Below are 15,240 nucleotides of genomic sequence, written 5' to 3' on the forward strand. Positions count from 1 at the left end.
AACAAAGAGTTAATCGTCCCTAGAAAGAACCCAAAGGGCAGCGTATGTTTGGTATTTATACTACGTTATCGCCTATTTATGGGGAATACCACACTACATAGGCTCTGCCTTGCCTAAAAACCAAACACACTGCTGCAAATTCACCCACCAAAGATCAACACACCCGAATACATTCAATATAAAGTTAATTTTAGTATAGAAGACATTTATAATAACGCGATAAATAACAAGTAGTTTGAAGCTAAATTATTAATCAAAAATTCAAACTAAGCTTAAAATTGTAACCTTTCATACAAACCAGATGCTCTTGATACGCTTTTATTCATTGCAAGTTGCAGTACTTTTTTGTCAGCCACCAGCTCAAAGGTGTTTTTAGCGCGGGTTATTCCCGTATACACTAATTGCCTGTTAATACCCATGCGCGCTTGTTTTAGCGGTGGCAGTACCATGGCTGTGTAGCTAAACTCTGAACCTTGTGATTTATGAATAGTCATTACATAGACTTTATCGTGCGCAGGGAGTCGTGCAGGTGAAAATGCTCGTTGATTACCTTGCTCATCAATAAATATGGCTTTGAGTTGATTACTTTCATCAGGCATTAAAATACCAATATCACCGTTAAATAACTTAAGTTGATAATCGTTTTGGCTCACCATAATAGGCATACCCGTGTAGTGGTGAGTATTAGGACTTACGGTAATTAAACCTTGCTGTTGCAACACGCGCTCTATTCGCTGATTTAAGCTATGCACGCCGTAATCGCCCTCTCGTACCGCAGCTAAAAGCTGATAACTAGCAAAAGCAGCATGCACCTGTGCAACATCTGCACCTTGGGCAATTAAGTTAAGGTATTTTGCATAATGACTTGCTGCACTTTTAACTAGCTTTTCAATCGGTTTTGCTACAAAGTCGTAATCTAAAATTACATCGTTAAAACGCCCTTCAGTACTTTCTTGCTCAACGTAATTTAAAATACCGGTGTTATTGGTGTTTACCGCAAGTGCGAGTTGACCAATGCCGCTTTGTGCATCAAATCGATAACTGTGCTGTAAAAAGGCAACGCAATCTGCGAGTTTAAATTCACTCACGCTTTGCGCTACGAGCTTAGGCTCATTATTAAAACATAAGCTATTTAGCACATCACAACGTGCTTGCGAGTAGCGTGGCGTTTGTCCAAGTGTTAAACCTTGGCATAAATCGCTCATTACGCTGCCGGTATCTACCGAGGCAAGCTGATCTTTATCACCTAGGAGTATTAATCGCGCGTGCGCAGGAAGTGCTTCTATTAATTTAGCCATCAGCGATAAATCGACCATACTGGCTTCATCAATAATTAGTACATCTAAATGCAACGGATTGCTTTTGTTATGTCTGAATTTATTAGTAAACGGTTTTACGCCTAATAAGCGATGAATAGTTTGGGCGCTTTGCGGTATCAGCGTTTTTATATCATCAGGAATCGTTGTGAGCATATTTTTAGCGCCCAAAATAGACTCACTTAAACGTGCAGCGGCTTTACCAGTCGGTGCCACCAGCTTAATGCTAAGCGGCGCGGTTTTATAAAGTGACTGTAAAATAGCCAGTAACTTAGTCACTGTGGTAGTTTTACCTGTCCCAGGACCACCCGTGATCACGCTAAAGCCTTTGGTGGCGGCAATCGCACATGCCACTTTTTGCCAATCAGTTTCAATTGCAGAATCTGCAGGAAAATAGGTATTTAAAAGTTCAGCCAATACTTCATTGTTAATATTGAGCTTTCGCTCGCTCATACTTAGTAATCTGTCAGCGAGTGTTTGCTCATAACCGGCAAGGCGCGCAAAATAAAGTCGCTCGTTAAACAGTTGCAGTGGTTTATTTTCGCCTACGCTTTCATGGCTTTGTAAATAACTAAGCGCTGTGTGTACGTTAAAGTCATCACCAAACGGGCTTAGCGTACTGGGTACATTGCCATCGAGTTTATTAAAGTCACTATTGCGCAAGTTAAAAGGATTATTCCAATCAACCTCATTTAAAGTTAGGCAGCTATGCTGACTTTGCTGCGATAAGCAAAGTAATAAAATAATATAAAACAGCTCATTATGAGTTTGCTCAATGTCATTAGCACACAGTAATTCTGCGAGTTTAACATCAACCACACGTAGTCGATTTTGCGCTAATAAATATTCAAGTAACGGGACTTCGATAATCGTATTATTTAACACAATGTCCTCCAATGAAGCATCTTGTGCTACATTTTTTGAAGTAAGAGGCTCTACGGCTTCATTATTAAGTGTCTCGTCTATATCGTCAAACAAGCCAGGTTGCTCATTTAAATCGCTCATAGCATGGCTCCTTGGCTAAATAAGCCATCTAAAATAATCACTTGTTCTTCAGTTAGCTTTTTAAAGTACACGCCTTGCCCTGCGGGCATCCCACGTAAAAACGTGTAATACACGCCGCCTAAATGGGTTTCTACCGAGTAATCAGCTATACGTTGTTTTAATAAACGATGCAGCGCTACCGTGTAGATTAAATACTGTAAATGATACTGATGACTGCTCATCGCTTGCTCAAGCATGTCGCTCTCGTAATCCGCTGGCGTGCTACCTAAATAATTAGACTTATAATCTAAAATATAATATTTGCCTTGGTAGCAAAATATTAAATCGACAAAGCCTTTTAACAAGCCCTTTACTTGCGAAAATTCAAGCTTACTTTGTGCAAAACCAAAATGTTTAATTAGCATTTCGTTTAGCTTAGGTGCACTTAAGCTCTCAAGGGGTAAATTAAACTCCATTTCGACTAGGCAATCATTGGGTGTAAGCACACCCAATGAAAGAAGGCTGTTATCTAGGGGACACGCAAGAACATCAAGCACCCATTTTTCAGCCACTTCTCGCCATTGCTCACCTATGTGGTACTTTTCAAGGCTGCGCTTAACTACCTCAGATAAGTTTTGCTCAGTATTAGTTGGGTGAACTATTGGGCTAGTAAAATCTATTTTTTCAAATATTTCGTGTAAACAACTACCAGGCTTTGCCCCTTTAGGAAAACTATAAGGTGATGGTAGTTCGTCCTCTTGCACTGCAAACTCGTCTTTTTCGTGATCTTCATCACTTCGCCCTGGGGCTAATTTGTCGCTGTGCTTTTTAAAGCTCAACGCACTAAAGCTGGTTGCTCGCCAGTTACGCTCAATATTTGCCGTTACTTTATTAACACTTAACGTTTGCTGCGCACTTTCACTATTATTAAAACAAAGTGTTCCCTGCTCTAATAACGTTTGTGAGGTAAACTGCTGATAGCTCATCGCGCTGTTAGCGTCGCAAAACTCACTTAAATGCGTGCGCCATGTTTGGCTACTGGCAAGTTCAAGCCCTGCAAATAAAACATGCCCAAGTGCACTACTTTGCATAGCCAAGCGGCTACTTTGTCCTTGCCCTATATTATAAACACCAAGCGCACAAAAATGCACAGCGCGAGTAAGTGCTACATAAAGCAGGCGTAAATCTTCAGCTAGGCGTTCTTGTTCTGCTTTTTGGAGGGCATCTTCGTCTTTACTTAAATCGTAAACTAGCTTGCCATTATTATGATAAAGCGCTTCTTTTGTTTCGCGATAGCCACTGGCAAACGGCATAAATACCAAAGGGTATTCAAGCCCCTTGGAGGCATGCATAGTAACAATTTTAACCAAGTTGGCGTCACTTTCTAGGCGCACTTGTACTGTTTCACCGTCTTGTTGGCTTACCTTTTGTGCAAACCATCGCAGTAAACGTAGCGTACCTTCAAGCTCTATTTGTTTTTGCTGAAGTATTTCGCCCAAGTGCCTAAAGTCTGTCAGCCAACGCTCAACGTTATATCCTAACCCTTGCCATTTAGCGCTTAGCTGGTTATAGCTCATTAAGCGCTCAAGCATTGCCATAGCGCCTTGCTTGTTCCAAATGTGGCTAAGTTGTGCAAAAAAGTTTAAGTAGTCTTGCCATTTATTTTCATCATCAGCGAGTGCATGTATTTCGTTATAACTTAAACAAAATAGCGGACCAGCTAAAACACCGCGCAGCAATGACTCATCATATTGTCCATGCAGCGCTGTTAAAAAGTTAAGTAGGTGATGGCTAAGCTCTTGACTAAAAACGCTTTCTCGCGATAAATACACGCTGGCTATTTTGGCATCACCTAGCGCTTTTTTCATTATTTGCGCTTCAACACGGTCGCGCACTAATATACAAATATCGGCAGCGCTGACAGGGGTACTGCCAATACACGCATCCCCTTGTTTTGCTTTTTCAAGCAGGGTCACTATTTTATTAGCAAAGTGAGTGGCTAAATGTGCTTGCCCTACACCTTTGTTGGTTGGTTTGTTTTTTTCATCGGCGGCTTCATCCACAAATACATTAAATTCGAATGCGGTCGCGGGTTTGCCATCAATTAAAAAAGAGTCTTCCGCTTTTTTACCTTTAGCAGCTACTGCGTTAAAGGGTATAGCGTCGTTATAAATAAAGCTGTTAGCATGTTTGCCAAATAAACTATTAACGCTATTGACTATGTCGGTGCTTGAGCGAAAGTTAGTACCCAGCGTAAATTGCTGATCAGTCTGTACAGCTTCTTTTGCGCCAATATACGTAAAAATATCCGCGCCCCTAAAGCCATAAATAGCCTGCTTGGGGTCGCCTATCATGGCAAGCGTGGTATTTTGTTGCCCATAAATTTTACTAAAAATACCGTACTGAATCGGATCGGTATCTTGGAATTCATCAATCATGGCAACCGGAAACAACTGCGCAATTTTTTGCGCCAGTACGTCGCCTTGCTCGTTATTAAGCGCACTGTGTAAATTGGTAAGTAAGTCATCTGGGGTGATCACGCTTTGCTCTTGCTTACGCTTAACTATTGCACCTTTTACCCAGCGTGCTGCATGTTGTATAACTGCTATTTTGAGCCCTTGGTTTATGGTGTAATTTAGGGCGGCAAGCTCGTCAAACTGACTCAGTAATGGATGCACAAATAATGGCTGATTTTTTTATAATTAGCTACATCGCTTAAGTTTTCTGTACTCCATACTTCAAACGAATACTTGCTAGTGCCAAATTCAAAAAACAAATCGCCGCCTAAACAAAATGCCTCAAGCGCACCAAGGCTGCCCTTTCGTGCTGGCGTTTTAGACCCGCTTAAACCCGAGCCTTTAATAGCACCTATAAACTCTTGCTCTAACACCCCTTTTTTAAATGCAGGCACACGGGTTATGTACTCGTCACGGGCTTTCCATACATCATCTAAATTTATTTGTGGTGTAATGTGCGCATTAGCCTTGTTTAAAATGCTCGCCACTTGAGCGAATAAAGCCTCTGGTGCGGCAAATACATCTAAAATAGCATCGGTGCGTTCTTTATTAAGTGGGTATACAAACGCGCGCCAAAAATCTTTAATGGTTTCGAGCAGTATGTCGCGCTCATCTAAAATAAATTCGAGATTAAACGCCACACCCGACTCAAACGCATGTTGTTTTAGCATCCGCTGACAAAAGCCATGAATAGTAAAAATAGCGGCTTCGTCCATTGATTTAGCAGCTGCATCGAGTAAATCAAACGCGCGGTGCTTATCATCAATTTTGGCAATTACGCCTTCAATGAGTTCGTCGTTTGGGTCTTGCCCAAGCAATGCGTCGCGCGCAGCAATAATTCGGCTACGTACGCGGTCTTTAATTTCTTGGGTGGCAGCGTCGGTAAAGGTTACTACCAAAATTTGCTCAACACTGAGCGGCGTATTTAACTCACCCTCTATTTGCATACCTAGTAAGTAACGTAAATACAGCCCCGTAATTGTATAAGTTTTACCAGTACCCGCACTGGCTTCTATTAAGCTTTGACCAATGAGCGGCATAGTAAGAGGATTAAGTGCTTGCATGGTCACTCTCCTTTGCGTGTTCAAATAACGGCGTGAGCAATTTATCACTCCATTTTATAAATTCTTCTTGGCAGTCGTTTAGCGATTGCACCGTTAAGCGAATATACGGATTTTCGCCCTCACCTCGCCCTATGTATTGCGGGCTAAATTTGCTCATTGCTTTTGTTATATCGCCGCCGCTTTTAACGTATTCATAACCACTTACCGGAAAGAACGGCACAGGCTCTGCGCGCAGCGCTTTGTATAACTCAAACCAATCAAGTAACAATGCATCGGCATCAGCTTTATTAATTGGCGCAAAGGTAATTTGCTTATCAAGCCCAAGTAACAATGTTTCTACTTGTTGATCCATACTTTGCGCTGCGAGGTGATAAATAAAGCCTTTAATTAAATCTTTCGCTTTAATACTCGCACTGCGGTAAAACACTTGTTTTTGCAAATAAACATGATTGAGCCAGCCCTCTATTTTGGTGCCTTCAATGGTAAGCAAAACTTCTATTGGCTCATTTTTCCCGCTTTTTATGTGCTCTTTTACTTGCCCTGCAAGCGCATCAACTCGGTGCTCCATACTCTCTAATATGAGGTTGCCTACATTGGCTTGAGGTAACTCACCTCGCTGCAGTATTTGTTCGGTACTCAGCGGCTGCTCATTAATATTGGCTTCAAGTATTTCATCAAGATAAAAATAACGGCGCAGCGCATCTAGGCTAAAGGGTTCTTCATCTTTTGCTACTTCGTTAAATTGTGGCAGGCGTAAACCTAATGTTTGTTGATAAAAGCTCTCTTGTGCGCTGCACACACTTCTAATAAACACATCGAGATCTAGCTGATCTGGCACAGTCACATCAAGCGCAATAACTGGCTCTGGTTTAATTGATTCACTTGGCAGCCAAATTGGATTGTAACTGTGGTTGCTCAGCACCGTATTGGCTTGCTCATCGGCTAAATAATAATGGCTATTAAAGGGCTGTAAATGCTGCTGATTGATTAGACATGCGGGCAGCGTTTTTTCACTCTTTTCGTTTAATACAAAGCTGCGCCCTATGTATTCTAACAGCTCGCTTACAAGGGTTGATGGCATGCGCGGTTGGTTATCAAAACACGAGCGACCAATGTAACTCATGTATAAGTTGTCGCGGGCACTCAGTAGCGCTTCTAAAAATAAGTAGCGGTCATCTAATTTACGTGATCGGTCACCTTTTTGTTTTTTAGAATAAGGCACTAAGTCAAAACCAATGGGTTGTACGTTACGCGGGTAGTCAGCATCGTTTAAGCCCAGCATACACACCACTTTAAATGGCACTGCGCGCATTGGCATAAGCGTACAAAAGTTTACTTGCCCGACCAAAAACCGCTGCCCTACTCCTTTTTCTTGAATGCCTTGTTTAACTAAGTAACTAACAATACGCTGCGAAACCGCCTTGCTGTAATCGCCGTTGTCGTGGTGTTTTTGTAACTCTTCGAGCACGTTTTGAAGTACTAATAAATCCCAGCTGTCGTCGCTTTCACTTTCGTATATGGCGTTTAATAGCTCGCTTAAAATATGCGCTTTATTAGTGAGCGTGTCATCAGGCGTTAGCTGCTCTTTAAAGCTTTGCAGTACATCAATAAAGTGCACGAGCTTATTGAGTGTATCAAGCGCCATACCTTCTACTTCGTCAGCGCTGTAAATGCCGTTAAACGGGCATTGTTCGTCGCGCATGGCAATGCCAAGCAATAAACGGTTGAGCCCATGTTGCCAGGTATTTAAATCGATAGCGGGTAAATCAAAGCTGCTTTTATGCGCTGCGTTTATACCCCATTTAACCCCAACACGTTCAAGCCAGTATTGAATTTGCTCGTATTCGTGTGCTTCAAGCCCAAATTTTTCGGCTATTTGCGTAACTTGTAATAAATCGAGAATATCCGACACACCAAAGCGCGAAAACGGTAAGTTAGCTAAACTCGCAAATGAGCTAAGGACGGGCTTTTCTTGCTCTATGGCTAAATCGGCCAATGCATAAGGAATAAAGCGGCTGCCTTGTGCCCCGCCAAATACGGCTTCAATGTAGGGGCTGTAAGTGCCTACATCGGGCATCATGACAATTATGTCTTTGGGAGTAAGCGTTGGGTTTTGATTAAATAAGTTAAGTAAGTAGTCGTGCAAGCGCTCAACTTCTCTAAGCGGTGTATGGCAATCGCTGAGCGTAATACTGGTGTCGGTTGCGCTGATTGGTAATTTACCTTCGTCGTTAATAAACCACTCTTTGTTATCAGTCAGTGATTCGCCTTTAAATGCAAGCTGATAAATCTCGCTTTGTACTTGCCCTAGTAAGGTGTCGTCAAACACATCAATAAAACCATCAATCCAACGGGCATCTAACTGTACAAGTTGTTCAAAATAGTCGCGACCTAATTTACCCCACGACGATAACAACGGATTACCTATAAAGTAGTATTCTTCATCTGGATTGGTTTGTTTTTTTGTTGCGCTTCCACCAGCGGCATTTTGGCGTATTTAGCGCTTATTTTAGCTGCTGTTTTTTCATCTATAATATCGCCCCAGTAGTGCTCACTTGGGTTAAAAAAGAATAATATAACCTCAGTTTTTTTACTCAGCGCTTCAAATACGTCTAGCTGGGAGCTGGCAATCGCCGATATACCAAATAAGCTAATGCGTTGTGGCAGTAAACTATTATCCATAGTCTCAAGTGCTGCAAGTAACTGCCCTTGCATGTTAGCGCGATGAAATTGGCTTTGCCCAAGTTCTTGGCTTAGCTTTACAATGCGTCGCCATAAATCAGGTTGCCATGGGGCAATGGCTACATCTACGTCATCAAGCTCATCTTTGCCGCTATCCCATGTGGCTATCCAGTGCGGTCGGTACATTAAATATTGGTCGTACACATCGGCTATTTTTTCGCACAGCGCGAAGGTTTTTTGCCCGTCTATATCGCCTTCTAAATAGGTTTTTAGCGGCAAATATAATGGCTCGTCAATACAGTTTGGTAAAATTGCAAACAGTTTCCAAGCAAGGTTGGGCTTATTAAATGCCGACTCTTTAGGGACATTTGGCAGCAATTGCTGATACAACTGCCAAATAAAGCTCGACGGCAGCGGAAAATCAACCTGCGCTGCAACCCCTAAGTTTTCGCTCAAACCTATTTTTAACCACTGCGACATACCCGGCGATTGGACTAGCACCACTTCTTTGTCGAACGGGCTTTGCAATGGGTTTACTTTTAACAGCTGGTGGAACTGCGCTTGCAGGGCTTCCATCCGGTTTGATTGAATAATATTTAGCATATAACACTGACCTTGCTTGAGATAAAACCAGTGTAAGATATTTTCAATATTAGGGGTAGCGCAAACGGGTAATTGGCTTTAATAAATCAGAGAGTTAAGAACTAATTTACAGATTTTTATACGCACAGCATCTATTTTATATACTGTGCGTAGTAGTGAGTTTATTTATAAGGGCTAATACTTGATAAACTAAAGTCACTTTGCATTATTACTTCGCCATCAACGCCTTTTAATTTAAGTGAAATAGTGGGATCTGTTTGCTGCCAGTTGATGCTTAAATCACCATAATTTACGTTATGAGTAAAATCCCCTACTCGGTGTTTGTTAGGGCTTACGTCTTTCCATTTTTCAGTTAAGCCAGAGCTGGTCATCTCAATTAATGGGTAATCAAGATTTTGCTGATACTTTGATATTTCACCCCAGTGTGTATCGCCGCTGATGATCACTACCCCATTTACCTTATGCTTTTTAATCAATGCAAATAAACGGTTTCTATCTTCAGGAAAGTTTGCCCATGACTCCCAACCTGTAAAATCGGGTAAAAGCTGTAAGCTTGAGGCAATCAATTTTATTGCAGCAGGCTTTTTAAGCTCTTGTTCAAGCCATTGCCACTGGGCTTCACCTAACATGGATGCACCCTTCACTTCACTGGGACTATACGGTCCTTGGTTATTAAGTTTGCGCTTAGTGTAGTATTCAAGCTCACCTACATGGTTTAGCGCATCACGGTTCCAACGTAAATCAGGCATTATTACTTGTATGGTTTGCTCATTTTCACCATACATGTACGAGGTATAAATTCCATCAGGACGAGTGCGACGCGCTGAGTTTACAGGTTCATCCCAAAAATTAAGCATAATTTGGCGTGATTGCTCTTTATGCGGATACTCTTTACCTGCATCGTTTTGGCCATAATCGTGGTCATCCCACATGGCAATGATAGGCGTTTGCGCTTTTAACGTTTTAAAACCAGGCTTTGCCTCTAAACGTTGGTACTTATCGGCAAGTACATCCATATCGTTGGTATCGCCGTAAATATTGTCACCCAAAAATATAAACAAATCCCCCTGCTCTTTGTTAATTGCATTAAATATGGGTATGTTTTTATCTTGATGCCCACACGAACCAAATAGGATTTTAGATGGCGCGGCATTAACACTCGCGCTAATAACCAAACTCAACACCAAGGCAGATAGGGTTAATGGTTTTAATAGATTCTTCATTTTAAAATCTCGCTAATAGCAGGCGCCATATTTGAATTTATTTCATTTGGGTTCTGCCCAAGCGCCTTTAAAACGGTCGCCGCTATTTGCGCTTGTTTAAGCTCATTTTTAGTTTTAATTAAGCCACTACCTTTTATTGCGGGGCCAATGGCTGCAAGCCAAATATGTTCAGAGCCGACAATTCCTTCTGGGTAGTTATTTTCACCTAACTCTAGCTCAGCAAGCGCACGTTTAGAGCTGTGATGTTGCCAATCGTTGGCATTATTGCCACGGCCGTGATCAGTAGTAATAATTAGTGTGGTGTTATTTTTATAACCTGCTGTAGTTTGAATGGTTGCCCATAAGTCTTTTATAAACGCGTCACTTTGCCTTGCCGATTTAAGGTATTGATCGTAATGTCCATCATGCGCAAAGTCATCGGTTTCGCCTAAGCTTATCACTAACAACTTAGGCTTTTTAGCCAACATATACGCTTTAGCAAAGCGATATGTAAAACTGTCTAGTCGTACGTTATACCAAGGACTGGGGATTTCGTTTTGTAGCGCATTTAACAGTGGCGCATCTGTGAATAAATTCTCTTCAATTGACATAAAACCTGCATTTACATACACGTTACTGCGCTTAGTATTTACAATGTATGGGAATACATCCCAACTACCAAATAAGGCTGTGCTATCTTTAAACTCAGGTAACTTATCTAAACGCTCTAAAATAGTTTTATTTGGGTTGAGCACTTTGTTATTACTATTTATATTTTCGTCAACTTCACCGGTGAGTATTTCGTTATAACCAGGGTATGAAAAATACCACGGGTTACTTACCGACATAGTAGAGCCGTTAGCTCTATCGCCAATTATAATGCCTTTTTTAGCCACTACTTGCGTTAAAAAAGGCATTAGTAATTGCTGGCGCTCATTTGCTGTTTTCTCCCAAAACTGGGTCTTTAATTGCTCTGGCTTTTTAACAAAATCAGTATTATTCATTAAGCTATTATCAGCCCCATTAAATACTTCTTGCCAGCGTACTCCATCAAGCGTTACCAGCACTACATTTTGCGCTGCTGTTGCAAAGTTACTCGCTAATACACTTAAGCTAAATAGTGTTACTTTTAAAATCGTTTTCATCGCGTTTTGCGCCCTTTCATATAATAAAGCCCATCAATGATGGGCTTTATTTTAATTCAATTACTAAAACTTAATTAAAAGTCAGCAGTAAATGTAACTGCTGCGGTGCGTGGCGCGCCAATGTAATAAGTAGCGCCGTTACCAGTACCACCTGCTAAGTAGCTTTTGTCAGTAACGTTATAAACAACAAACGATACGTCAATGGCTTTAAACGGACCTGCATCTACGTCAGTTGAATAACCTGCATTAAAATCAAGTACGGTGTAGCCGTCTACTTTATTACGCGTGCGAGTGTCTTCGTCTTGCCATGCACCTAAGCGCTCACCGGTGTATTTAGCCGATAAACCAACACGAAAGCCATCGCTAAAGTAATCGGTAGATACCACAAATAAATCCTCTGATGAATCTATTATGCTGTCGCCTTTTCTAAAGCTCGGTGCTACCTCATTACCACTTTCATCTCTTAATATTACACCCTGTGAATCGTATGCATTTGGATCATCCGATGAATACTCAGAACTGCTATTAGTATACGACGAGTACACGCTCCAGCTTGGTGTTAACATATAGCTTGCTGCAAGCTCAAGCCCATTTGAGTCAATACCCCCTACATTTACGTACGAGCCATTTGTACCAATGGTGTAATCAATTCCATCTGTGCCACTACCAGGGGCAATAAAGGTAATGCGGTTATCAAACTTAACACTGTAAGCCGTTGCTGTAAGGGTTAATCTGTCGGCTTGGTAACGTACACCAAAGTCGATGTTGTCGGCAGTTTCTGGCTCTATGTTTGTAAGTGTTGAGCTATCTCGCTCAAGTACACCGTCTTTAATTGCTGAAAAATTCTCGCTGTAACTGGCAAATAATTCTGTGCTGTTATTTAGCTGATACAATACACCACCACTAAATAACACGTCTGAATCGCTATCTACTTTATCTGATCTTTCGTTAGCAAAGTGGTCGTATTTTTGTAATTCAACTAAATATTGTTTTGCACCAATATTTAATGTTAAGTCACCAAAATTAATCGAGTCTTGTAGGTACCATTTGAATGTATCGGTATCAAAAGTGTTTTTGTATTGTGTCCAGTAAGGCGTGCTATCAAAGTGATGATAAATACGCGCATCAATTACTTTGTGCCAATCACGCGATTCATCACGTTCGCTTTGCTCATACCAAAAGCCCGCTTCGATATCGTGATCACCAAATGTAGCTTGGTAATTTGCCGTTACACCTAAACGATCTTTGTTGTAATGCGTATGGCGGTAAGACATAACAGGCGTTGCTGTTGCATCGTAACACGCAGGATTTAAACCAGGACCCGACTCCCATGGCCAGCTCAAACTTTGCGTACAATCGGCATTGGGTGCAAGCGGGTTGCCTTCACTATCAGCAAAACCATAAGAGCCTGCATTAGTGCCACCCTCGGTTGTTGGGTCGCCATTTTCATCAACAGGCGTTGTTAAATAAGGTGGGATCCAATCGCCGCGACCTGAATTTTTATGATAATAAGGACTAACGGTTAATAATGAAGTTGGCGAAATCGCGTATTCAAATTTTAAATAGCCTAAGGTATTTTCACGAAGCGTTCCCCAACCTTCTGCAAACATTTGGTCAAAATGCGGAACTCCTGTCCAATTCCATGTTAGCTGATCCCAATCGGGTGTTTGTTCAAACTGCTCAAGGCTTACGCTGTTATAGTTTGTCTCGCTTACATCATCGTAAGATAAACGACCAGTGAGCGTTAAATCGTCAAAATTAGATACAAACTTAAGCTCAGCGTGTTGGTTGTCTTTGCCCCCATTACTGCCTGAACCAATCCAGCGGCTTGTATCTGTTTGCGAGTAACTTACGTACGCTTGTGTGTTATTAAAAACAGTGCCTGTTTCGTGTTTAATATAATAACGCGTGGCATCGTGGCTGCCTGATGTATAAGCAAAGGTAGTGCCTTTTTCAAGGCTTGGGTCTTTACTTACAAAGTTAAATGTCCCGCCTAGTGCTTCAAGTGAAGCCGACTTAATATCAGACGTACCTTGACCTACTTCTACCGTTGCTAAATTTTCGCTCTCCAAGTAACGGTTAGCTTTAGCACCACCGCCGTAATTAGAGCCACCATTGGGAATGCCATCAACGGTCATTCCTAATTGTTGTTGGTTCCCATCAATACTAAAACCACGCATAGTGATTGTAGTAGACCAATCGTCGCCACCAAATGCATCACCTTCGTTTATGCTAATACCTGGTAAGTTATCAATAACCGATAATATGCTCGATACCGAACTTTGCTGCTCAAGCATTGCAGGCTCAATAACATTGTTAGCGTAGCTCGTTGGTTTAGCTACAACGGTTACTTCTTCTATGGTGCTGTCGTTAGCATAAGTAGATGTTGATACAGCCATGGCAATAGCCATGCTCAATAGCGATTTGTTTTTTAAGGCGTACATTGTTGTCCCGTTTAGTTTTAATTATGAAATATGAAAACGAGCACAGTATGAATTTTAAATATGACAACGAGGATGAACTTTATTTACATAAAGGTTAAACAAATATGGAAGATTTATGGCGGGAATATGTACAAAAAAAGACACCCAAAGGTTTGGCTTAAGGTGCCTTAATAACTAAATATGATATTTAGCTGTTATTTTAATTCAGCTAGCATTTCATCGCTGTAAGGTACTAGTTCTTCACCGTTTGCAATTTTGCTAATGTAATCTGGGTTTGCGATAAGCGGGCGACCAATAGCGATAAGATCAAACTTAGCATCGTTAATTGCCTCTTTTGCTGACTCAAAAGTATAGCTGCCAACGCCTACTAATGTACCTTTGTAGCCTGCACGTAAAAATTCAGACGTTGTTTTACCTTCAAGCGACTCAAACGCTGTACTGTCGTCAAAAATACCGCCGTGTAAGTATGCTAAATCTCTCTTCTCAAGCTCTGGTAATAAGTAATCAAATACCGCTTTATCACGGTTATCTTCGCTCATATTAAAGTAAGCACCCGGTGTTAATCTAAGTGCAGTACGATCACTGCCTACAGCAGCAATAACCGCATCGGTTACTTCTAGTGCAAAACGCGACATATTTTCAGGCGTTTGACCGTATTCGTCGCTGCGTGTATTTGCAGCGTAATGTAAAAACTGGTCAATCAAATACCCGTTAGCACCGTGAATTTCTACTCCGTCAAAACCCGCTTCAATCGCATTTTCTGCCGCTTTTGCGTAATCAGCTACCAGGCCCTTAATGTCATCTATAGTCGCTGCTTTTGGTGTGATGTATGTAAGCTCACGCATACGAGGTACTGAGCCTTCAACGCCAATTGCCGATGGTGCCAGTACATCGCCATCAAAAAAGTGAGGGTGTGCAACACGGCCAACATGCCAAAGCTGTGCAAACATTTTGCCGCCATTAGCGTGCACTGCGTCAGTTACTTTATTCCAACCTTGAATTTGCTCACTGTTAAATAAACCCGGTGTATTTGGGTAACCTTGTCCATCTGGACGAATAATAGTTGCTTCACTAATAATTAAACCAGTTTCGGCACGGCGAGCATAATATTCAACCATATCTTGTGTTGGCACTAAGTTATCGTCAGCCATACAACGCGTTAATGGCGCCATAAGTACGCGGTTTTTAAGCTCAATCGTGTTATTTAGTTTAAACGGAGCAAGTAGATCGGTTGTCATTTTTTAATCCTTCATTAAATATATGCTTACTACAATGTGGCCTTTT

At 41.5% G+C, this 15,240-nt stretch carries 5 protein-coding genes and 2 pseudogenes; all 7 read right to left on the reverse strand.

Annotated features, from left to right (window positions below):
- Nucleotides 1–272 precede the first annotated feature (272 nt).
- The 7 genes and pseudogenes from recD to P4S65_RS15420 all read right to left on the reverse strand — a co-directional run bounded on the left by recD (nucleotide 273) and on the right by P4S65_RS15420 (nucleotide 15,194).
- The gene (gene recD / locus P4S65_RS15390; protein ID WP_337120534.1) at nucleotides 273–2,321 is read right to left on the reverse strand and encodes an exodeoxyribonuclease V subunit alpha; all 2,049 of its coding nucleotides are present in this window, start codon (nucleotides 2,319–2,321) and stop codon (nucleotides 273–275) included.
- Nucleotides 2,318–5,880, reverse strand: a pseudogene (gene recB, locus P4S65_RS15395) (exodeoxyribonuclease V subunit beta). The gene recD and the pseudogene recB overlap by 4 nt, the downstream one beginning before the upstream one ends.
- Nucleotides 5,867–9,165 (reverse strand): annotated as a pseudogene (recC, locus tag P4S65_RS15400) (exodeoxyribonuclease V subunit gamma). Before recC ends, recB begins: the two co-directional pseudogenes overlap by 14 nt.
- Nucleotides 9,166–9,326: 161 nt before the next feature.
- Nucleotides 9,327–10,388 carry an alkaline phosphatase D family protein gene (locus P4S65_RS15405; protein ID WP_337120535.1) on the reverse strand — a complete coding sequence of 354 codons (1,062 nt, stop codon included), beginning with the start codon at nucleotides 10,386–10,388 and terminating at the stop codon, nucleotides 9,327–9,329.
- A complete protein-coding gene (locus P4S65_RS15410) occupies nucleotides 10,385–11,512 on the reverse strand; it encodes an alkaline phosphatase family protein (RefSeq protein ID WP_337120536.1) in 1,128 nt (375 codons plus the stop codon). The genes P4S65_RS15405 and P4S65_RS15410 overlap by 4 nt, the downstream gene beginning before the upstream one ends.
- A 74-nt stretch (nucleotides 11,513–11,586) precedes the next feature.
- The gene (locus P4S65_RS15415; RefSeq protein WP_008139144.1) at nucleotides 11,587–13,956 is read right to left on the reverse strand and encodes a TonB-dependent receptor domain-containing protein; all 2,370 of its coding nucleotides are present in this window, start codon (nucleotides 13,954–13,956) and stop codon (nucleotides 11,587–11,589) included.
- A gap of 194 nt (nucleotides 13,957–14,150) precedes the next feature.
- A complete protein-coding gene (locus P4S65_RS15420) occupies nucleotides 14,151–15,194 on the reverse strand; it encodes an alkene reductase (protein WP_337120537.1) in 1,044 nt (347 codons plus the stop codon).
- Nucleotides 15,195–15,240 lie beyond the last annotated feature (46 nt).

The sequence above is a fragment of the Pseudoalteromonas sp. B131b genome (assembly GCF_037162545.1).
GTDB classification, from domain to species: domain Bacteria; phylum Pseudomonadota; class Gammaproteobacteria; order Enterobacterales; family Alteromonadaceae; genus Pseudoalteromonas; species Pseudoalteromonas fuliginea.

Excerpts from the sequence above, each read along its gene's own strand:
- P4S65_RS15415 (WP_008139144.1), bottom strand. The coding sequence starts at position 13,956 with ATGTACGCCTTAAAAAACAAATCGCTATTGAGCATGGCTATTGCCATG.
- P4S65_RS15410 (WP_337120536.1), bottom strand. The coding sequence starts at position 11,512 with ATGAAAACGATTTTAAAAGTAACACTATTTAGCTTAAGTGTATTAGCG.
- P4S65_RS15405 (WP_337120535.1), bottom strand. The coding sequence starts at position 10,388 with ATGAAGAATCTATTAAAACCATTAACCCTATCTGCCTTGGTGTTGAGT.
- P4S65_RS15420 (WP_337120537.1), bottom strand. The coding sequence starts at position 15,194 with ATGACAACCGATCTACTTGCTCCGTTTAAACTAAATAACACGATTGAG.
- recD (WP_337120534.1), bottom strand. The coding sequence starts at position 2,321 with ATGAGCGATTTAAATGAGCAACCTGGCTTGTTTGACGATATAGACGAG.